This window comes from Paenibacillus aceti, assembly GCF_003614185.1.
Lineage (GTDB): Bacteria > Bacillota > Bacilli > Paenibacillales > Paenibacillaceae > Fontibacillus > Fontibacillus aceti.
In genome coordinates this window covers 2,806,000-2,824,231 of the sequence record NZ_KZ987724.1, presented here as the reverse complement: position 1 = coordinate 2,824,231, position 18,232 = coordinate 2,806,000, and the positions used below count along the sequence as shown (strand labels likewise).

The following is an 18,232-nucleotide window of genomic DNA, read 5'->3' as shown; positions in this document are numbered from 1 at the left end:
ATTTGCTCTTGTGAGGGTGAATTCCTGCGAGAATGCAGGTTTTTGTGCCACATCGGCTTGATTTTATAGGAAAATGTGAAAAAGCCTGCACTTTTGCAGGCTTTTGAGTTTTTAGCGTGGGCTGCGGTATGCTCATTCTTCATTCGGTTCGCAGAGCATGGATCGGGCGCAGCTTGGCGGCCTGATTGGCCGGGATCACGCCGAAAATGATGCCGATGAATAAGGAGAAGAGGAACGAGATCAGCACAATCGAATATGGCACTGTCGTAGTCAGCGAGGTGTAGTGACCGATTAGGGCGCTTAATCCATAGCCCAAGCCGATTCCAGCCAATCCGCCGAATCCGCTGAGGAAAGTCGATTCAACCATGAACTGCAACAGAATATTCATCCTTTTGGCGCCGATGGCCTTCCGGATTCCAATCTCCCGCGTTCTCTCGCTGACCGAGACGAGCATAATATTCATAATGCCGATGCCGCCTACCAGCAGAGAAATACCGGCAATTCCCCCCAGGGCTAGGGAGAGCGTCTGGGTGGTGGAATTTACCGTATCCAGCATATCCTGCGAATTGAAGATGCTGTAGGAATTATCAGCATTCTGAAATTTTTTATCGAGCGCTGCTTCAACCGAGGCTTTCACGGTGCTGATCTGCTTCGAATCATTAGCCTGGACGGTGATGGAACGAATTCCACCGTTGCGCAGCGTACGCTCGGCGGTCGTGATCGGAATGAGTATTTTATTATCGTTAGAAGCTGTCAAGCTTGAGCCTTTGGATTCCAGAAGGCCGACGATTTGAAAGCTGGTTCCGTTCAATTGAATGGTCTGCCCTACAGGATCCTCACTGCCGAAGAAGGTTTGAGCTGCCTCCGTACCAATGAGAGCGGCCTTAATCCGAAACTCATTATCCAGATCTATAATAAAGCGGCCGGATTGAACATGGAAGTCCTTCACCTCCTCATACGAAGGAACAATCCCTTCAATAGACACAGAGTCATTAGTGGTGCCCTTCTTGACGGTTACCGAATCGCTGATCACGGGAGAGACCGCTTTGACACCAGCGATCTCACCTAGTTCCATAGCCTCATCTAATGAAAGCGAGGTCGTGTTACCTCTGCCCATAATATTGACGGTTAATAAATCCGTCCCCAGCCCTTCTAATTGGGCAGTAATCTGTGAAGTAGTCCCTTGCCCGACTGAGACGAGCACGATGACCGAGGAGACGCCGATAATAATTCCGAGCATGGTTAATAGGGATCTGACCTTGGTGCCTATAATGCTCTTCCAGGCCATTTTGATGCTCTGCAGCAGATTCACCTTGCCTCACCTCGATCTTCTACGATTCTGCCGTCCTGAATACGAATGACCCGTTTGGCTTGCTCCGCAATCGACAGATCATGTGTAATAAGGATGATCGTGTGCCCCAGAGCGTTCAATTGCTTCATTTGCTCCATGACCTCGATTCCGGTTTTGCTATCGAGCGCTCCAGTTGGCTCGTCGGCTAACAGAAGCGGAGGATTACCGGCGATGGCGCGGGCGATGGCTACACGCTGCTGCTGACCGCCTGACAATTGCGGCGGCTTGTGGTGCATGCGGTCGTGAAGACCGACCGTTCGCAAGGACTTCTCGACAATGCTCGCCCGCTCTTTATGTGGGATATTACGGTAAATGAGCGGGAGCTCCACATTCTCATAAGCTGTCAGCTTGGACAACAGATTGAAGGATTGAAAAATAAATCCGATCTTCTCATTTCTGATCTTGGCCAGCTTATTGTCGGATAGCTTGCTGGTATCCACGCCCTCTAATCGATAGGTGCCCTCATTGGCGATATCAAGACAGCCGAGCATGTTCATAAGCGTGGATTTGCCCGAGCCCGAGGGGCCGATAATCGCGACGAATTCGCCGTAATGGATCGTAAAGTTAATGTCGGTAAGCACCTTCATCATCTCTCCGGCCATCACATATCCGTGACCGAGCTGTCTGACTTCAATCAAGGGCGATTGAGCTGCTGATTGAACTGCTGCACCCGGCATTATTGGCCACCTCCTCTGGACATTCCGCCTCCGCTGCTAGGGAAGCTGCCTCTGTTTAAATTTCCTTGAGACATAGCGCCGCCAGATTCGCCGAACCTCATCTCTCCACCTTTTATCGCTTGCTCTTGTAATGCATTGCTATTCGCTGATTTGACGATCGTCGGAATAATAACCTCGTCCCCTTCATTTAAACCGCTGACGATTTGAATATCGTTCTCGTCATGAACGCCCACCTTGACTTCTGTCATTTTTCCTGATGAGCCTCGTCTTCCACCTTCTGTGCTGCGTGCTGGAATCTCTGTTGAAGCCTCCGTTGAAGCTTCTGCTGAACTTTGTGATGGACCTTTTGGTGAACTTGGAACAGCGGAGTCATCACTTGCTTTTGTCGCATCTTCCGTAGACGAAGGCAGCATAACCATATATTTCTCGCCTATTTTCTGTACGGCTTCAATCGGAAGCTTAAGGATGTCTTGTTGCTCATCCACAATAATCGTTGCTTCAGCGGACATGCCGACCCGCACGCTATCTGTAGGATTCATCTTGATCGTCACATCGAACAGAGATACCCCATTGGATGCGGTGCCTTCATTCGAAATATGGTTAACCTCGCCCTCGATCGTCTGATCGGGCAGGGCATCGAGTTGAATATTCGCTTTCATGCCTTTTTGAACCTTCGAGATATCCAATTCATCAATCTGTGTCTTGACACTTAAGTTCTGATAATCAGTAATGACGAATAATTCAGTCCCCGCTTTAGTCTGCTCTCCTGAAGTAATATTGACGGCCGTAATTGTACCGGCGATCGGCGAGGTTAACGGGTCGGGAGGAAGCATATCTTCTTTAATAGAAGCGATATTCTTCTCCGTTTTCTCAATATTCAATTCCTGTTTATCGATCGACTTCTTGATCTGCTTTAGCTCTTCTTCAGAAGCGCCTGCCTGAACATGTTGTTTGTATTGATCCTGCAAATCCTCCAGATCCCATTTTTGCGTTTGCAGTGTCGTCTCCTGATCTTCCAGATTATCGGAGAAATCCTCGGCTTCATAGGTCAACAGGGCTTGTCCTTTCTTGACGGTATCCCCGACCTTGACGTGGACCTTGCTAACTTTACCTTCATCCTTCGTGCGGATGCTCTCGCTATCGGTAGTAATGACAGAGCCTGACCCCGAGACGCTTACGGTGATATTGCCCTTGCTCACTTTGGTAGTCCTCTGCTGTGGTGCTTCCGCCGTGTCCTTCTTACCGGGGAGAGTCAGCCACAATATGGCTGCAATAAGAGCTAGTGCAACGAACATAATGCCAATCCATAACCATTTCTTCCGCAAATTGAATCACTCCAGCTTTCCTATATGAGCTGAACCGTCAGCAAGGCCTTGGCTTCGGCGTCACCGGTTCAACTTATATATTTATATGATTTCACAACATATTGTTATTTTATTGGGTGAAGATGAAAGCGGGGTGAGGCCAGGCTGAATATGATCTGAATAGAAGCTGAATGTTTGCTGAAAGAAATTTATTGGAGGCTACTCTTCACGATTGGGGATATCTGTTATAATGTAACTATATATTTTTGGGGAGGACCTTTTTGAATGGATCAAAATCCGTCAGATCAGTATCAATATTCAGTCATGAATAACTATCCGCCGCCATTTCCGCCGGGCCCTCCGGTCGTCCCGAAGACGAATGGTAAATCGATTGCGGCATTGGTTTTGGGAATTTTATCAACCTTATTCATTTTGTTTCCTTATATCGGGATTATCCTGGGAATTATGGCGATTATATTCTCAAGCCTATCACTTAAAGAGATCAAGAGGAGATACGAACAAGGCCGGGGTATGGCCATCGCGGGGATGGTATGCGGGATAATCGGAACGATTATTACGGGAATTATACTTATCTTCATGGTGTTGGTCTTGGTGATTTATGCTGGATCAACCGGAGGTAATGAGATTTACTCCAATTTCTAGCTTGCGAGAGACTTGGCATCGGGTGGTATAACCCGGTGCTTTGTTATTTTTGTCCCGGCCGGTGCGGGATGGAAGCGCTGGAAATGCTGGAAATGCGCCGAAAAGTTTGTGATAATATAGACAATTGTATTTTGATACGAAAGAGGAATCGCATTTGTCACAATTAGATAGCACTGCAACCACAACAGCAAGTCAAGGGCCATCAGGGGCCGAGGAGCAGAAACAAATTGTCCGGCAAATTGCCAAGGAACTGAATCTGTCTCTGAAGCAGGTAAGAACGACGGCTTCATTATTGGATGAGGGAAATACAATTCCGTTCATCGCCCGCTATCGGAAAGAGATGACCGGAGAGCTGGATGAGAATCAGCTGCGGGATATCGCAGAACGGATGCAATATTTGCGTAATTTAGGAGAACGCAAGCGTGAAGTGCTGCGGATTATCGAGGAGCAGGGCAAGCTGACCGAAGAGCTTGCTGCGGCGATCGGACAAGCGGTGAAGCTGCAGGAGGTCGAGGATCTGTATCGACCATATAAGCAGAAGCGTAAGACCCGGGCCAGCGTGGCTAAGGAGAAGGGGCTTGAACCGTTGGCCCAGTGGATATTAGCGCAGCCGAAGCAAGGGAATCTACTGCTGGAGGCAGCCCAGTATATAGATGCCGAGAAGGGCGTTGAGACAGCCGAAGAGGCGGTTCAGGGCGCTATGGATATTATCGCCGAGGAGATCTCTGATGAAGCGGCGACCCGGGCATGGGTACGGCGTTATACGATGGATCACGGCCTCATGGTATCTGAAGCGAAGACGCCGGAGGAAGAATCGGTGTATGAGATGTACTACAACTACCGGGAAGCGGCGAAGAAGATGCCTTCCCACCGTATTCTGGCTATGAATCGGGGAGAGCGCGAGAATGTATTGAAGGTGTCGCTGGAGGTGGAGACAGAGGCGATTCACCGTCATATTGCCGGGCGTTGGATCAAGGGCAGCTCGATTGTGGAGGATGTGCTTCATATCGTGATCGAGGATGCTTATAAGCGCCTGATCGCCCCTTCGATCGAACGGGAGGTGCGCGCTGAACTGACGGAGAAGGCGGAGAATCAGGCGATCGCGATCTTTGCCGGCAATCTTCGGAATCTTCTGCTGCAGCCTCCGGTGCGTGACAAGCGGGTGCTTGGGGTAGACCCTGCTTACCGCACAGGCTGTAAGCTCGCTGTCGTGGATGAGACAGGCAAGCTGCTGGAGGTGGCCGTGACTTATCCGACACCGCCTAACAACAAGAAGCAGGAAGCTGCCGGAATATTTAATCGGCTGATCGATCAGTATAGAATCTCATTGATCGTGATCGGCAACGGTACAGCTTCGCGGGAGACGGAGCAATTCGTAGCTGAGGTCATCGCCGGAAGGAAGGATCAGGAGCTTGCTTATTTGATCGTGAATGAGGCAGGCGCCAGTGTATACTCTGCGTCCAAGCTGGCTCAGGAGGAGTTCCCTGATCTGGATGTCGCCGAGCGCAGTGCGGCTTCGATTGCGCGCCGGCTGCAGGATCCGCTGGCCGAGCTGGTCAAGATCGAGCCGAAGGCGATCGGTGTGGGGCAATATCAACATGATGTATCCCAGAAGCATCTGGACGAGAGCTTGAAGAATGTCGTGGAATCGGCGGTTAACCATGTCGGTGTCGACGTCAATACGGCTTCGCCATCCTTGCTGTCTTATGTATCTGGTGTGAATGCGACTATCGCCAAGAACATCGTGAAGTACCGGGATGAGAATGGAAAATTCTCGGGCCGGAAGGAACTGCAGAAGGTGCCGCGTCTAGGTGCCAAGACGTACGAGCAGTGCATCGGCTTCCTGCGCATTAACGATGGCAGCTTTGAGCTCGATCGCACGCCGATCCATCCGGAGTCCTATGCTGTCGTGGAGCGGTTGTTCGCAGAATTGGATGTCGATATGGGGCAGCTCGGCTCCAAGGAGCTGAATAGCAAGCTCGCTGCTGTGCAGCTGGAGAAGATGGCTGCACAGCTAGGCGTTGGCGTGCCGACACTGCGCGATATTATCGACAGCCTACAGCGTCCGGGACGTGACCCGCGCGAGGAGCTGCCGTTGCCGATATTCCGTACTGATGTACTCAAGATCGAGGATCTAACACCGGGGATGGAACTGCAGGGTACGGTGCGCAATGTGATTGATTTCGGAGCCTTTGTCGATATCGGAATCAAGAATGACGGGCTTGTACACATCTCACAGCTGAGCGATCGCTTCGTGAAGCACCCGATGGACGTCGTCTCCGTAGGGGATAATGTGACGGTCTGGGTTTTGAATGTAGATTTGAAGAAGGGCAGAGTTGGATTGACGATGCGCAAGCCAGCTGATGCCGGTAATTAATCCTGAATAACAGAGCAGCCCGCCGGGGTACGGCGGGCTTTCTTAGTGTAGGCTATGATTTAGAACGAGGCAGTTGAGTTTGATCCGCATTGGTCCATTGGCGGTTGTAGTAGAAGAACCAGCAATCATTGAGCAACCGTATCTGACGGCGATCCCGTTTATGGAAGGCGCGCATGATTTGATTACTGAGCCAAGTTGGCAATGATATCTCCTCCTCCGGCAAGCTTAGTACGTTTAGCATATGGGGGAATGCCGGAAAAAGTGCAGGTCCGCCCATTTAGAGGAGAAGAGTGCCGTTTGAACCTATGATCGGGATTTGTGACTCGTGACCGCGAAACGTGATCGCGACCGCGTGATCGTGATACGTGATCGCGATTCGGGGGAACTTCCCGTGCGAATTAGCGCGAGTTAGGCTAGTACAAGCTCGAAAACTACCTGCAAATATGCTCAGACAGGCTTCAAATTGTAGATAGCTGCTGCTCAAAATCGTAACGAAACTAGGTATCGCTATTTGCGTCAAAAGGAGCCATTTCAAAATCTAACGAAACTGGGCATCGCTATTGGGACAAATATGGGGCGAAATGGCCGATTATTGCCCGAATAACGATATGGTGTTTCGTTAGATTCGAAAAGGTGCCGATTCCGTGGAAATAGCGATATGGAGTTTCGTTAAAGCTCCAGAAGCCTGGCCAAGGCTTCTGCAACAGCCGGAATTGCCCTGAAATGTACAGACTTTTCCACGGTGACGGGTTTTCCGCTTTTAAATGACCCCTTCTTCCTCATACCACTGTTCCAGCTGCGCCTGCAGAGCGCGAATCTCGGTGAGCAGAGAGACCAGCGGATAATTCTCCTCCCGGATCGCCGCGAAGACGGCCTCCAGTTCATTGATATAGTCCATTCCGCTAGTAATCTGCAGGGATGGCTGCAGCAGATCGAGACGGTCGCACTCAGCGATAGCCAGCGGTAGGCTAGGAACATTAGCTGCGGTTAACTTAGCGATTTCCTTATTCAGACGCAGATTTAAGGCGCTTAACTGATAGGCATATTCCTCGGGCATTTCAACGAATCTCAGGTCAGTATTTTGCTGTAGAATCACATATCTCATTGAGGGCATCACGAATAATCTCCTTTGTTCGGTCATTACTTACTTGACAGTGTAGCGTAAGAGGAAGTTAAAATTCAAGTATAATCCGTAGTATCATCGGCATCATCCATATCATCCACATCATCATTGACGGAATCTGGCAGGTACATTAGACGGGTAGCAAAAAGAGAGCAATCCAAAGAGAGGAAAAGGCAACGATGGACGATACACAGCTACAGGCCTGGGTGGAGGAAATTTCATTGCGGAGCTTCGGGGTTCCTTTTCGTCACCAGGCTTCATTTAATCCGCGTTTGAGGACGACCGGGGGCAGGTATTTTCTGAAAAGTCATAATATCGAAATTAATCCGGCGCAGCTGCAGACCTATGGCACGGATGAGGTGGAGAAGATTATCAAGCATGAATTATGCCATTACCATCTCCATCTGGCTGGCAGAGGGTACAAGCATCGGGACCCTGAATTCAAAGCGCTGCTACAGAAGGTGGAGGGTAGCCGTTATTGCCAGACCCTGCCGGGGAAAGCCCAACGCCGAACGCTACCCTATCGGTATAAGCTAATCTGCGTACAATGCGGGACCGAGTATATGCGCAAGCGTAAGGTAGATCCTGCACGGTATCGCTGCGGACGCTGCTCCGGTGTGTTGAAGCTGCATACGATAAAGGGATAGATTCTATGCTATACTAGAGGTATCAAAGCATAGGGAGTGAGTTATGTATGGCCATATCAAAAGCAAAGAAACTCCGCCAGAAATGGGTCAGGGAGGGCAAGCGTAACCCGGAGGATGGACGAGGCACCTTCGCATTCGCAGATATGAGAACAAGGCGGACGAAGAGCAAGCTGGAGCAACTGAATAGAAATAAGCATAAGAACCATCATTTCTATCCTGGAGAAGATGGTTCTTTTTATTTGCCTTTTGGATTATGTAAAAGAGTGAAGAGCAGCTCGTACCGATCCCGCTTCTCTCCAGCAGAGGGCTGACCATGCTCCTCACAGAACTGATTGATCATCGCAAATAATTGCTCGGCATCATCCTCGGTTAAATAAACACTCGCATTCGTCAGATTTCCTCGCTGCTTGCCTGCCCCGAAGCTCTCCATGAACCGCTTCCTGCTATCTTCATAGATGTTCGAGACCAGCTTCTCAGTCTCCGATTGGAACACCTGCTTGATCTTGTCATCGACCCCACTCTTGCTAATAACGACCTGCCCCCGGTAAGGCTCATAATATTTAGCGGTAATCCCATTCACCAGCCGGGTATCTACCAATTGCAGCATCCCTATGCTCTCCAGCTTCTTGGCATGATAGTACACCTTGGCGGGCACCTCGTGTAGCGCGTCGGCCACTTCTTTTACCGTTGCAGGGCGATTGAAATTATGAAATTCACTTAAGATTTGAATCCGGTAGGGATCGGAGTAGATGCGGATTTCTTCTAAGGTTTTGAGTTCCTTCTTCACGGCTACGGCTTACCCCCTGAGCTCTAATGAATTCGTAGTACTGCTCATTTTAGTATAACTCATGCAAGGGAAAGCACAAGACAGGCCGATTCTGTCAGATTTGGCGGAAGCTGCGCTGGGTGAGTAGGTAGAAGAAAGGGAGGATCATCAGTAGACCGAAAACAAAGAACAAAATATTGACTCTGATCGATTCCCCCAGAATCCCGGCTAGTGATCCGCCGATGGGGATGGCTATAGTACATATCATGCTGTAAATCGCGCCGACTCTTCCGAGCAGCTCCTTCGGCACGGTCTCCATGAAATATGTGGAAGCAGGGGTGTTCACAAGCGAGACGGATAAGCCCATACAAAAAGTAAAAGCGGTCGCGAAATAGAGCGCATGGATAGGGATAAAAGTAGGCAGATACAGCAGCGCATAGCTTAGGCCAAGCATCAAATAGCCGAGCATGATCAGCTGGCTTTTCTTGAAACGGTCTCCTCTCCGGCTTATCCATAGCGCACTGACGATCATCCCGCTGATCAGACCGATACCGAGCAGGCTGAGTCCCTGCGGACCGGATTTGAGAATTTCCGCCACATAGACCGGGATCAGTACATTATAGGGGGCCAGGCATAAATTCACATACGCAGATACGATAACGATGGTGACGATCAGCTGGTTCGAGAGAAGAAATTTGAGTCCGATTTTAATGTCCCCTATAAAAGTGGCTGATTTATTAGCTTCGTCTTTCTCAGTCGGTATGCCCTCTACTTCATCAGTACGGATGAAAGCGATCAGTGCGGCGGCCGTGAAAAAGGTAAGGCCGTCGATCAATATCGCTCCAGAAATACCGAAAAAAGCGATAATGCCACCGGTAATCGCCAGGCCCGCCAATTCGGCTGTTCTTGTTGCAGAGGTGCTGATCGAGTTGGCGCTTAACAATTTGGGTTTGGGAATCAGAGCCGGAATGATAGCCATTTCGGCAGGGGATGAGAAGCATTCTATCGTGGAGATCGTGAATGTTAGGACATACAGATGCCAGGGCTGGAGCCAGCCTAGCCAATACAGCAGAGCAGTGAAGATGACGAGCAAACCGCGGCAGGAGTAGGTAATGATGATGACATTACGCTTCGGCCAGCGATCGACCAGAGCCCCGGAAAAGAAGTTGAACAGAATACCAGGCACGAAATTCAGGGCGAAGAGTGTGCCCATCATGATCTCTGATCCTGTCAGCATGTAGACCATCCAGCTATAGGCGATCGAATCGATGGAATCGCCGAAATGGGAAATGACTCTGGCGAGCAGCAAATAAATGAATGATTTGTGAGCAAGCAGGCTGGAGAGCTTCTTCTCTTTCATCAAAACGGCTTCAGGCATAAACATCTTCCCTTCATTCAATTATTTTAAACGTGAAATATTATTTAACATTAAAATAATTTTGACGTTTCTTTCATTATATTCACGAACTGGAATTTGGCAAGGGGGAAAATGCCTAAGCTATTCCTTTTTTTGAGGGGCATGTCTCTTCTGGAGGTGGCTTGACTTTCTGATGAAAGCGTAATAAAATTAGTCTTACTCTGGTAGTTATTTAGCATTCCCTGATAGCTCAGTCGGTAGAGCACTCGACTGTTAATCGAGTTGTCACAGGTTCGAGTCCTGTTCGGGGAGCCATTTCTGGAGAGATACCCAAGTGGCTATAAGGGGACCCTCTGCTAAGGGGTTAGACTGCGTAAGCGGTGCGAGGGTTCGAATCCCTCTCTCTCCGTTCTGAATTAACTTCACTTGTAAGGGATGAGAATCCTCAGAAGGAGGGTTCGTCGGAGCATAGGCTTCGATAGCGATACGTCGCAGTCTCCAACGAAGTGAGAGTATCCCTCTCTCCGTTCTGAAGTAGTAACAAGAAGCTCCCGCGTATTCGCCGGGAGCTTTTGTTATCTCTTGATAAAGGGCATATCTCAAAAACTATAAAAAATCAAAAAAATTTCTTGCCATGTTTATTAGTTTTTGCTATACTCATTCTTGTCGCTGCTTTTGAAACTGAATTGAATATGGCCCGTTGGTCAAGGGGTTAAGACACCTCCCTTTCACGGAGGTAACAGGGGTTCGAATCCCCTACGGGTCACCATATATGCGGTAGTGGTGGAATGGCAGACACGCTATCTTGAGGGGGTAGTGGGCGTACGCCCGTGGAGGTTCGAGTCCTCTCTACCGCATACGAAAGTGAAACTCATGTCTAAATAATAGACATGGGTTTTTCTTTGTTTTTGCAGAGCTTTTCTAGCAAACGCTGACGCTACATTGTTCTGTTTCATGAAACCTTTTGCTATTACAAACGTGTAAATATAAGAGGAAGATGAGGTAGGTGGGATTAGATGGATAGTGAGATCGGGATGCCCCAAGGGCGTCTGTCGAAAGATGCGGTTAAGGTATGGATATTTAAGGAAACGATTTCGAGTCTAATTATGTTGATGATTCTTGGGGTGCTGTTATATTTCGATTATTCATATGCGTGGAGGGAATGGATCGGCTGGATTATAATCGTACTCACGATCATTTCGGTTCTATTTTCGATTTGGTCTATTTTTATTGAACCCTTCTTGCTATATAAAAATTGGCGATACGATGTAAATGCTGAGTTCCTGCAGCTGAAATCAGGGGCGATTAACGAGGTGCATCAGCTGGTCCCGATGACGAAAATTCAATCGGTGGAAACCAATCAAGGTCCGTTTCTAAGAAAGTATGGGCTCTATTCTATATCTGTGAAAACCATGGGTTCTTCTCATTCGATACCAGCGCTGCCTAAAGATGTTGCCATCAAGTTAAGGAATCAAATTGCGCATTATGCGAAGATAAAGGAAGTTGAGCAATGACGGGAGCGAAGCGCTATTCTCCAATAAATATTCTATATGATCTATGGAAGCTAATCAAAAATACATTTTTTCTCGCTTTATTATTTATCATCAAACAAGGCACGAACTCAGCATTCATTAAGTATGGTAGAATCGCTTTTCTATTATTTTGGGTAATCAGTATCGTTTATATTATTCTGAAGTGGTTTACCCATAAATATAAGCTCGATGATACTTCATTTCATATTTATTCAGGGATTTTTAATAAATCGAATCGGACGGTTCCTTTTTCTAAGGTTCAGAATATAAATCGTCGTACATCTGTATTTCATCGGATATTCCGGGTGACCTCGATCCGTTTTGAGACGGGCATGAGGGGAGATGACGCAGCGGTTGAGTTTGAGGTCATCTCTCGGGGGGAAGCAGATCGTCTGGAGCAGCATCTGAAGGCTTCGGTTCGTGATGCACGTGAAGTTAGTGAAGTTCGTGATGAGGTGCGCGATGAAATCCGCGCTGAAGCTGAACTTGGAGAAACGGCCTATGAAGAGATGAGTGGTAATGCACCACCAGCACGAAGGATTCATTTTCGCCCAACGAGAAGGGATACGTTAAAAGCTTCCTTCACATCCTTCAGCTTCTTCCTGCTGATTCCACTGACCCTGTCGATTTATTCGAAGATTAATGATATCTTCCATGTGGAGAATGAGGCCAAAGGAGCCCTGAACTCCATTGCGAATTCATGGTGGGTAATTACGGGGATCGCGATCCTTCTACTGATTGCCTGCATTGCCTTCGGGGTAATTCGAACTTTCATGAAGTATGGGAAATACGAGATTTCCTCCGATGATGACTCGATCTATATCACCAAAGGGGTCATTGATGAAACGGCTTTTAAGATTGCTAAAAATAGGGTGCAAGCCATAGAGATTACACAGTCTATTATGAAGCGAATTTTCGGCTTGGCTGAAGTTAAGCTGATCAGTGCCGGCAACACGGATTCAGAAAGGGATAAATTGGAAATGAATTCACTCTATCCCTTTCTGCCTGCTCCGCGTGCCTATGAAATGATATCGGAGCTTCTGCCTACTTATGAAGTAACCCAGGAGATGACGGCTCTCCCGAAGGTTTCATTTTGGGTGCGCTTGTTCAGACCGAGCTGGACCTGGATCATTGCGACAGCTGCCTTAGCTTATTTTAAGCCAGTGATCTGGGGCATTTCCCAAGCCTGGTGGCTTATTTCTGTCATTTTGCTGTTATTGATTGTTGTGTGCAGAATTCTGGCTTACTTTAATACACGCTACTCGATTAATCAGCAGTTTGTTCAATTCAGATTAGGCAGTCTGACGACTACGCTATTTATTTCAAAGCGGGACAAAATCATTGAAGTGAAAGTCAAACGCTCCTTCTACCAGAAATGGCTGGGCCTGGCTACTGTGGAAACCGTCAATCGGGCGAAGTCTGTGCATCATACAGAAATGAAGGATGTTCCCAACGGATTGGCGGTTACATTTTATCAATGGTACCTGGGCCGGAGAGAGGATATTATAGTAGAGTGAGGCCGGATATGATCGATGCAAAGAGGTGCGAACAGCACCTCTTTTTTTACAAAATACGTCATTTTCTTGCTTAATCCTACAAAAGAGAGGATAGCTAGCGATACTATTTTACACTATTGATCTATTTTGTTGTAAATTGTATGATAGATTTAATCCGCAGTAATGCGTTGCAGTACCAACAGATTTCTCCTCAGGATCCTCACATCACCCTTGGTATCATTTCTCTTCTTATCTGTCACCCATTAAGCTGTCCGTCTAATCTTACCAGTTAATCCTTTTCTATGTTTATTCATTTATTGTAGACAAAGTTTAATTAAGAGGCGGGATAAAATGGAATATTTCAGGAAGTTAGTACCGTACAATGAGTTCTGGATGAACTGTATATTAAATTCGGCCTATTCGATTGCTACGAGTGTTGATCCCAGCTATGCGTCGGCAGCCTATATGAACAACTACTCTTACAAGAGTTGGGGCGCTTTTATGGATATGGAATTTATCACCCCTACCCTCGAGGTACTGGATTATGCCGATGATTGGGATAACTTTGTATTGAGCAGAGTGATTAAAGGGGAAACCCCGGTATTTTTCGAGGACCCCGCTCAATTTTTGACCGAGCTGCGTGGAATGATTTCCAATCAGAAGTGGATTAAACTGAATGTCGATTTATTCTATTGGCTGCCCAAGAATATCGCCTGGGATCGGTTTCATATGAGCCATTATGCGATAGTGAATGGGTTCGATCTGCAGAGGAAGCTGTATTCCGCATTGGATGATGATATCGATGGATACGGGGTTCATTTCATCCCGGAAGAGCGGGTGATCCAGGCTTTTACGAATTCATGGGCAATGACTGAGCCAGATTATGAACTGCCGCATGCTTATATATTTGAAATCGAGGAGGAACCGGCCCCCTATCAATTAGATAAGTCGGAAGTGATCGATCATGCGAAGAGATTGGCAGAGGAGCTATCTGCATTTTCTTTCGATGGATTATGGAACTTTAAAGAGGAACACAAACCGGAAATAGATGAATATATAAGAATTGCCTTAATCGGAATTAATATTATTGAGAATCGGCACCTCGGGAACGAGCTGTTATTCAATAAGCTAATCGAGCTGCAACTCATCGACGAACCGCTACATCAGTATGTTATTAAAAGCACAAAGAAGCTCAAATTTGGCTGGAAGATGATCAAGCAAATATTTATTAACAAGCTGGTGTCGGAGGATAAAGATATAGATGCTCCATTGATCCGGGCTAAGGCCCAGGAATTACTGATGATCGAGCAAGATATGTGGTCCACGGTAGCAAATGAACAATAACTATAGAATTTAGAAAACATTTAGAAAGGGAATGGGATGGATGATGGATGAGAGAGTATTACAGAAGCTAAACAGTATCTTTTTGAAACATGGTGTGTCGATTTCCGAGAATGAGAAGAATGACAGCATTGACGACTTCTTCGGCTTTGATTCGATCTCTTATGTGCAAATGTTGAATGATATTTCCAATGAGTTCGGATTTAAAATCAAGGATGAGGATTTGCTCGCCGGAAAGCTCACTACATTTAATAATATTGTGAAATATATTCATGAGCATCAGAAGGTTCACTAAGCTCTGTTCATTCTAGCGAATACTAAAGGAGGCCAGATAGATATGAAACCTGTGATATCGGTTATTATTCCAACCTACAATCGACTTGCCGGGTTGAGACGTTCGCTTGATTCGCTGGTTCAACAAGACCTGCCTAGAGATGATTATGAAGTGCTCGTATGTGATGATGGTTCTAGTGAAGATACTTTTTCGCTGGTCTGTGAATATCAGGATCGCCTTCATATCATCTATCAGTTCCAGGAGGATCAGGGGTTCAGGGCGGCCGCCGCAAGAAATATGGGGATTAGAAAAGCCAAGGGCGATATATGCGTCTTTATTGATAATGGGATTATCCTGCATCCGGATGCTCTGAACGAGCATATTCGTATTCATCAGAGCCATGCCAGACCCTGTGCCGTTGTTGGATATGTATATGGCTTTGATGTTGTGGAGAGCAACAAGCAGGACATTATTCATATCGTGGATAGCCATACGATTGAGGATGCGATTGAGGTATTGGACCGTAAGCAGATCCTTGATATAAGAGAGAAGTTTTACACGGAATTTTCAGATGATATCAGTAAATTACCGGCACCGTTTGTACTTTTCTGGACCTGTCATGTATCGATGAGCAGAGCAGCATTAATCGATGTCGGGATGTTCGATGAGAGCTTTACCAGTTGGGGAGGAGAGGATTGCGATATCGGCTTGGCGATGCAAAAATATGGAGCCCAGTTCATCCTCGCCCGCGACGCTAAGAGCATTCATTACCCGCATAAAAAAGAGTTCGACTTCGTCAATGAGAGTGATGTCGCAGACCGTCATATCGATGAGAAGAAGATATATCTGCTTAAGAAGTACCAGACCAGAGTCGTGAAATTATGGACTGAATTCGACGATGATGTGAAGCTGAATCGATTATTGCTGGAAGAGCAGAAGACGGGGGTACCTGTTGACTTAGCCTAGAACAAGGGGAGATCCTGTTGGAGATTGTTTTCAAAAATTTTTCGCTAAATTATTTGGACTGCAGGACCATACAAGTCATCAACTACCTGAAAGCTAGCGGGATGCCCGTCGATTATTATGGATACAAAGCGATGGAGAGCAGCGACAAGGTGTTTCATGAAATGATCAGGCTCAGAAAACGGAAATGGCGGTTTCCGTCCAATATTTTGCGAGAATCAGATATGCAAGACCTTGGTCTAAGGCCGATCCGGGTTCTATTCCAGCAATTTGCGGATGTGAAGGATAAGCTGTTAGAGCTATTGAACAATAATAAGGGCGTATTCGTATGGGTTAACGCTGAGGATGTACTGCATAATCTGAATCTGGAAGCGGCCTCAATACATTCCATCATGATCACCGACTATTATAATGAGAGCCATCAATATAGAATTCAGGATATCCCTCTTTATCCAGAGCTCTTCTACGATGAGGCTGATCTGGCGACGATGTGTAATAATCTTTTGCCGATCCATAAAGATTTCTTGTTCTTTGAGACTGTAGCAGGCCCGGATGTGGACAAGCTGCGCAGCAAATTAGAGGCCTATATTCATAATTACACGGATGGCTTAATCTTCTTCGACTACTTCATAGCACTTCTCCAGAGCGATGGTCAGGTTGGATCAGAACTCCATGAACTATACCCCCACTTAGATGATGCACTGAGTATCCTTGCCGGTTCGCGGTTTTTATTTGCCAAGGCTTTGTTGAAATACGGCTTCCACGAGAGGTATCACGATCTGTATATGGTCATATCCAGAAATGTAGAGATACTTAAGCTGACTTTCATGAAGGCTGCGGTGACCAGAACCTATGACTATCAAAAGAGCCTGGACTTGATTCTAAAAATAAAACGGATGGAGCGAGAGGCGCTGCATTTACTCAAGGCTGGCGTAATCGATACTTCGAGGTTCAGACCAGGGCGCCCTGGGAAGCCAGTTCTGCTCGATTCGAATAATACGAATATGAAGATCGCATGGGACGAGCCGGAGGATCATCTTTGGGTCACCTCCTATGAGATTTTTAAGGACGGGGAGCTGGTAGGCGACTCCAAGCAGTTGCACGGTACGATTAACCAGGTAACTCCTGAAAGAACTTATGCTATCGCAGTCCGAGCGAGAGATGTGTTTGGAAATGTGAGCGAGCCTAGTCTGGTAAGTCTAATCACTATCAATCCTAATCCAACTGAGAATTTGGCGTTGTACAAGCCGGTTGTTGCTTCTTCCGAAGATGGTATAACGTTCTGCAAGGATAATATCGTAGACGGTGTGGCAGAGACGAGATGGAGCAGTGTGTTCGAGGAGGAAGTGTCATGGATCTATGTTGATCTTGGGCAGGCAACCAGGTTCTCTACCGTCGTACTGAACTGGGAGGCGGCCTATGCCCGGAAATATACAATCCAAAGCTCAAATGACGCGAAGCAATGGACAGATATTTATAGAAGGAATAACGGTCAGGGCGGGATCGAGCAAATTACAGATATCCAAGGATATGGAAGATATATCAGAATATATTGTGAGGAAAAAGCGACCCGTTTTGGTTACTCGCTTTGGAGCGTGTCTATTTTCAAATGAGATCATGATGGCTGCGCCGTCGTCGTTCGGGATGGTGAGGGGAATATGCATTCTATAGTCTATAATTATATTGAGCTATGCAAAGACAAAGCTTTTACAGGGATCGACGATCCACGTGTTATTCAGGGCGTTCATCTGTCCGACAGCGAGGAAGCCTATGTATGCTTCACTTTTGATGATGGGCCGACGAGTAACTATACTCCGCAAATCCTCGATATATTGAATAAACATCAGGCTAAGGCGACATTTTTTATCTTTGGAAGATTCGCGACCGAGCACCCGGAGATCATACGCCGGATTGCTAAAGAAGGGCATGAGCTCGGCAATCATACGTATTCGCATCCGGACCTAACCTCTCTGGATTTTGCAGCGATTGAACGAGAGATTCTAGAGGCGGAGCAGGCGATTCAATCTATAGTGGATTATAGATGTAAATTGTTCCGGCCCCCTTATGGGATATTCAGCCCGGAAACTGTGGGAGTCGTAGAAGCATTGCAATATAAATTTGCGCTTTGGTCCAGGGATGTGCAAGCTTATGATTGGGAATTGCCGGGTGTGGATAAAATGGCGGAAGAGGTTTTAAGCCATGTTTGCAACGGCTCCATTATTCTCTTGCATGACGCCGGGGGAAATAGAGAACAGACGGTAGAACTGGTAGACCGGGTTATTCCGATCTTGAAAAGTCGCAATTACCACTTTATTACGATGAGTGAATTACTTGCGCAGAGCGTATAAGCAAGATGAAAAT

Annotated in this window: 18 protein-coding genes and 4 tRNA genes; 15 read left to right on the top strand and 7 right to left on the bottom strand. The window is 47.0% G+C overall.

Going from position 1 to position 18,232, the window contains the following annotated elements; all coding sequences use genetic code 11:
• Positions 1-139 precede the first annotated feature (139 nt).
• Genes BFJ94_RS12665 through BFJ94_RS12655 form a run of 3 tightly spaced genes read right to left on the bottom strand, consistent with a single transcriptional unit; the run spans position 140 to position 3,353 of the window.
• Positions 140-1,312, bottom strand: a complete 1,173-nt coding sequence (locus BFJ94_RS12665; protein WP_120462997.1) for an ABC transporter permease — start codon at positions 1,310-1,312, stop codon at positions 140-142.
• Positions 1,309-2,028, bottom strand: coding sequence for an ABC transporter ATP-binding protein (locus BFJ94_RS12660; protein WP_120462996.1), 720 nt, complete (start codon positions 2,026-2,028; stop codon positions 1,309-1,311). The genes BFJ94_RS12665 and BFJ94_RS12660 overlap by 4 nt, the downstream gene beginning before the upstream one ends.
• Entirely contained in the window at positions 2,028-3,353 is a 1,326-nt protein-coding gene (locus BFJ94_RS12655; RefSeq protein ID WP_120462995.1) for an efflux RND transporter periplasmic adaptor subunit, read from the bottom strand. Before BFJ94_RS12655 ends, BFJ94_RS12660 begins: the two co-directional genes overlap by 1 nt.
• Before the next feature lie 264 nt (positions 3,354-3,617).
• On the opposite strand from BFJ94_RS12655, the gene BFJ94_RS12650 reads away from it, so the two are divergent.
• Together BFJ94_RS12650 and BFJ94_RS12645 are read left to right on the top strand one after the other, a co-directional pair.
• On the top strand, positions 3,618-3,995 hold the full coding sequence (locus BFJ94_RS12650; RefSeq protein WP_120462994.1) for a DUF4190 domain-containing protein: 378 nt from the start codon (positions 3,618-3,620) through the stop codon (positions 3,993-3,995).
• Positions 3,996-4,149: 154 nt separating this feature from the next.
• Entirely contained in the window at positions 4,150-6,372 is a 2,223-nt protein-coding gene (locus BFJ94_RS12645; RefSeq protein ID WP_120462993.1) for a Tex family protein, read from the top strand.
• A 52-nt stretch (positions 6,373-6,424) separates the two neighbouring features.
• On the opposite strand, the gene cmpA is transcribed toward BFJ94_RS12645, so the two are convergent.
• Positions 6,425-6,574: a cortex morphogenetic protein CmpA gene (gene cmpA / locus BFJ94_RS12640; protein ID WP_120462992.1), complete on the bottom strand. Its 150-nt coding sequence runs from the start codon at positions 6,572-6,574 to the stop codon at positions 6,425-6,427.
• A gap of 558 nt (positions 6,575-7,132) precedes the next feature.
• Positions 7,133-7,486: a hydrolase/acyltransferase gene (locus tag BFJ94_RS12635; RefSeq protein WP_120462991.1), complete on the bottom strand. Its 354-nt coding sequence runs from the start codon at positions 7,484-7,486 to the stop codon at positions 7,133-7,135.
• Between the two features lie 188 nt (positions 7,487-7,674).
• Here BFJ94_RS12635 and BFJ94_RS12630 point away from each other — a divergent pair, with 188 nt between their 5' ends.
• A complete protein-coding gene (locus BFJ94_RS12630) occupies positions 7,675-8,142 on the top strand; it encodes a SprT family protein (RefSeq protein ID WP_120462990.1) in 468 nt (155 codons plus the stop codon).
• 47 nt (positions 8,143-8,189) lie between these two features.
• A complete protein-coding gene (gene brfA, locus BFJ94_RS26360; RefSeq protein WP_120462989.1) occupies positions 8,190-8,453 on the top strand; it encodes a ribosome rescue factor BrfA in 264 nt (87 codons plus the stop codon).
• On the opposite strand, the gene BFJ94_RS12620 is transcribed toward brfA, so the two are convergent.
• Complete coding sequence (locus BFJ94_RS12620) at positions 8,378-8,929, bottom strand: ArsR/SmtB family transcription factor (protein ID WP_120462988.1); 552 nt, start codon at positions 8,927-8,929, stop codon at positions 8,378-8,380. The genes brfA and BFJ94_RS12620 overlap by 76 nt on opposite strands.
• A gap of 94 nt (positions 8,930-9,023) precedes the next feature.
• The gene (locus tag BFJ94_RS12615) at positions 9,024-10,286 is read right to left on the bottom strand and encodes an MFS transporter (protein ID WP_120462987.1); all 1,263 of its coding nucleotides are present in this window, start codon (positions 10,284-10,286) and stop codon (positions 9,024-9,026) included.
• Positions 10,287-10,504: 218 nt separating this feature from the next.
• On the opposite strand from BFJ94_RS12615, the gene BFJ94_RS12610 reads away from it, so the two are divergent.
• From BFJ94_RS12610 to BFJ94_RS12560, 11 genes are all read left to right on the top strand, one after another.
• Positions 10,505-10,580: transfer RNA gene (locus tag BFJ94_RS12610), tRNA-Asn, on the top strand.
• A 5-nt stretch (positions 10,581-10,585) separates the two neighbouring features.
• Positions 10,586-10,674 (top strand) — tRNA-Ser (locus BFJ94_RS12605).
• Between the two features lie 285 nt (positions 10,675-10,959).
• Positions 10,960-11,034 (top strand) — tRNA-Glu (locus BFJ94_RS12600).
• A 5-nt stretch (positions 11,035-11,039) separates the two neighbouring features.
• Positions 11,040-11,122: transfer RNA gene (locus tag BFJ94_RS12595), tRNA-Leu, on the top strand.
• 159 nt (positions 11,123-11,281) lie between these two features.
• The gene (locus BFJ94_RS12590) at positions 11,282-11,779 is read left to right on the top strand and encodes a PH domain-containing protein (RefSeq protein WP_120462986.1); all 498 of its coding nucleotides are present in this window, start codon (positions 11,282-11,284) and stop codon (positions 11,777-11,779) included.
• Positions 11,776-13,314 (top strand): PH domain-containing protein, encoded by a 1,539-nt coding sequence (locus tag BFJ94_RS12585; RefSeq protein WP_120462985.1) that lies wholly within the window; start codon positions 11,776-11,778, stop codon positions 13,312-13,314. The genes BFJ94_RS12590 and BFJ94_RS12585 overlap by 4 nt, the downstream gene beginning before the upstream one ends.
• A 330-nt stretch (positions 13,315-13,644) precedes the next feature.
• Positions 13,645-14,637 (top strand): hypothetical protein, encoded by a 993-nt coding sequence (locus tag BFJ94_RS12580; RefSeq protein WP_120462984.1) that lies wholly within the window; start codon positions 13,645-13,647, stop codon positions 14,635-14,637.
• A gap of 40 nt (positions 14,638-14,677) precedes the next feature.
• A complete protein-coding gene (locus tag BFJ94_RS12575) occupies positions 14,678-14,929 on the top strand; it encodes an acyl carrier protein (protein WP_162944264.1) in 252 nt (83 codons plus the stop codon).
• 42 nt (positions 14,930-14,971) lie between these two features.
• Positions 14,972-15,874: a glycosyltransferase gene (locus BFJ94_RS12570; RefSeq protein ID WP_120462982.1), complete on the top strand. Its 903-nt coding sequence runs from the start codon at positions 14,972-14,974 to the stop codon at positions 15,872-15,874.
• A 17-nt stretch (positions 15,875-15,891) separates the two neighbouring features.
• A complete protein-coding gene (locus BFJ94_RS12565) occupies positions 15,892-17,484 on the top strand; it encodes a discoidin domain-containing protein (RefSeq protein ID WP_120462981.1) in 1,593 nt (530 codons plus the stop codon).
• 45 nt (positions 17,485-17,529) lie between these two features.
• Positions 17,530-18,219 carry a polysaccharide deacetylase family protein gene (locus BFJ94_RS12560; protein WP_120462980.1) on the top strand — a complete coding sequence of 230 codons (690 nt, stop codon included), beginning with the start codon at positions 17,530-17,532 and terminating at the stop codon, positions 18,217-18,219.
• Positions 18,220-18,232 lie beyond the last annotated feature (13 nt).

Bases quoted from the DNA above. Each gene is read 5' to 3' on its own strand.
- BFJ94_RS12585 (WP_120462985.1), top strand. From the start codon at position 11,776: ATGACGGGAGCGAAGCGCTATTCTCCAATAAATATTCTATATGATCTA.
- brfA (WP_120462989.1), top strand. From the start codon at position 8,190: ATGGCCATATCAAAAGCAAAGAAACTCCGCCAGAAATGGGTCAGGGAG.
- BFJ94_RS12630 (WP_120462990.1), top strand. From the start codon at position 7,675: ATGGACGATACACAGCTACAGGCCTGGGTGGAGGAAATTTCATTGCGG.
- BFJ94_RS12635 (WP_120462991.1), bottom strand. From the start codon at position 7,486: ATGCCCTCAATGAGATATGTGATTCTACAGCAAAATACTGACCTGAGA.
- BFJ94_RS12575 (WP_162944264.1), top strand. From the start codon at position 14,678: ATGATGGATGAGAGAGTATTACAGAAGCTAAACAGTATCTTTTTGAAA.
- BFJ94_RS12560 (WP_120462980.1), top strand. From the start codon at position 17,530: ATGCATTCTATAGTCTATAATTATATTGAGCTATGCAAAGACAAAGCT.
- BFJ94_RS12590 (WP_120462986.1), top strand. From the start codon at position 11,282: ATGGATAGTGAGATCGGGATGCCCCAAGGGCGTCTGTCGAAAGATGCG.
- BFJ94_RS12650 (WP_120462994.1), top strand. From the start codon at position 3,618: ATGGATCAAAATCCGTCAGATCAGTATCAATATTCAGTCATGAATAAC.
- BFJ94_RS12660 (WP_120462996.1), bottom strand. From the start codon at position 2,028: ATGCCGGGTGCAGCAGTTCAATCAGCAGCTCAATCGCCCTTGATTGAA.
- BFJ94_RS12570 (WP_120462982.1), top strand. From the start codon at position 14,972: ATGAAACCTGTGATATCGGTTATTATTCCAACCTACAATCGACTTGCC.
- BFJ94_RS12580 (WP_120462984.1), top strand. From the start codon at position 13,645: ATGGAATATTTCAGGAAGTTAGTACCGTACAATGAGTTCTGGATGAAC.
- BFJ94_RS12615 (WP_120462987.1), bottom strand. From the start codon at position 10,286: ATGCCTGAAGCCGTTTTGATGAAAGAGAAGAAGCTCTCCAGCCTGCTT.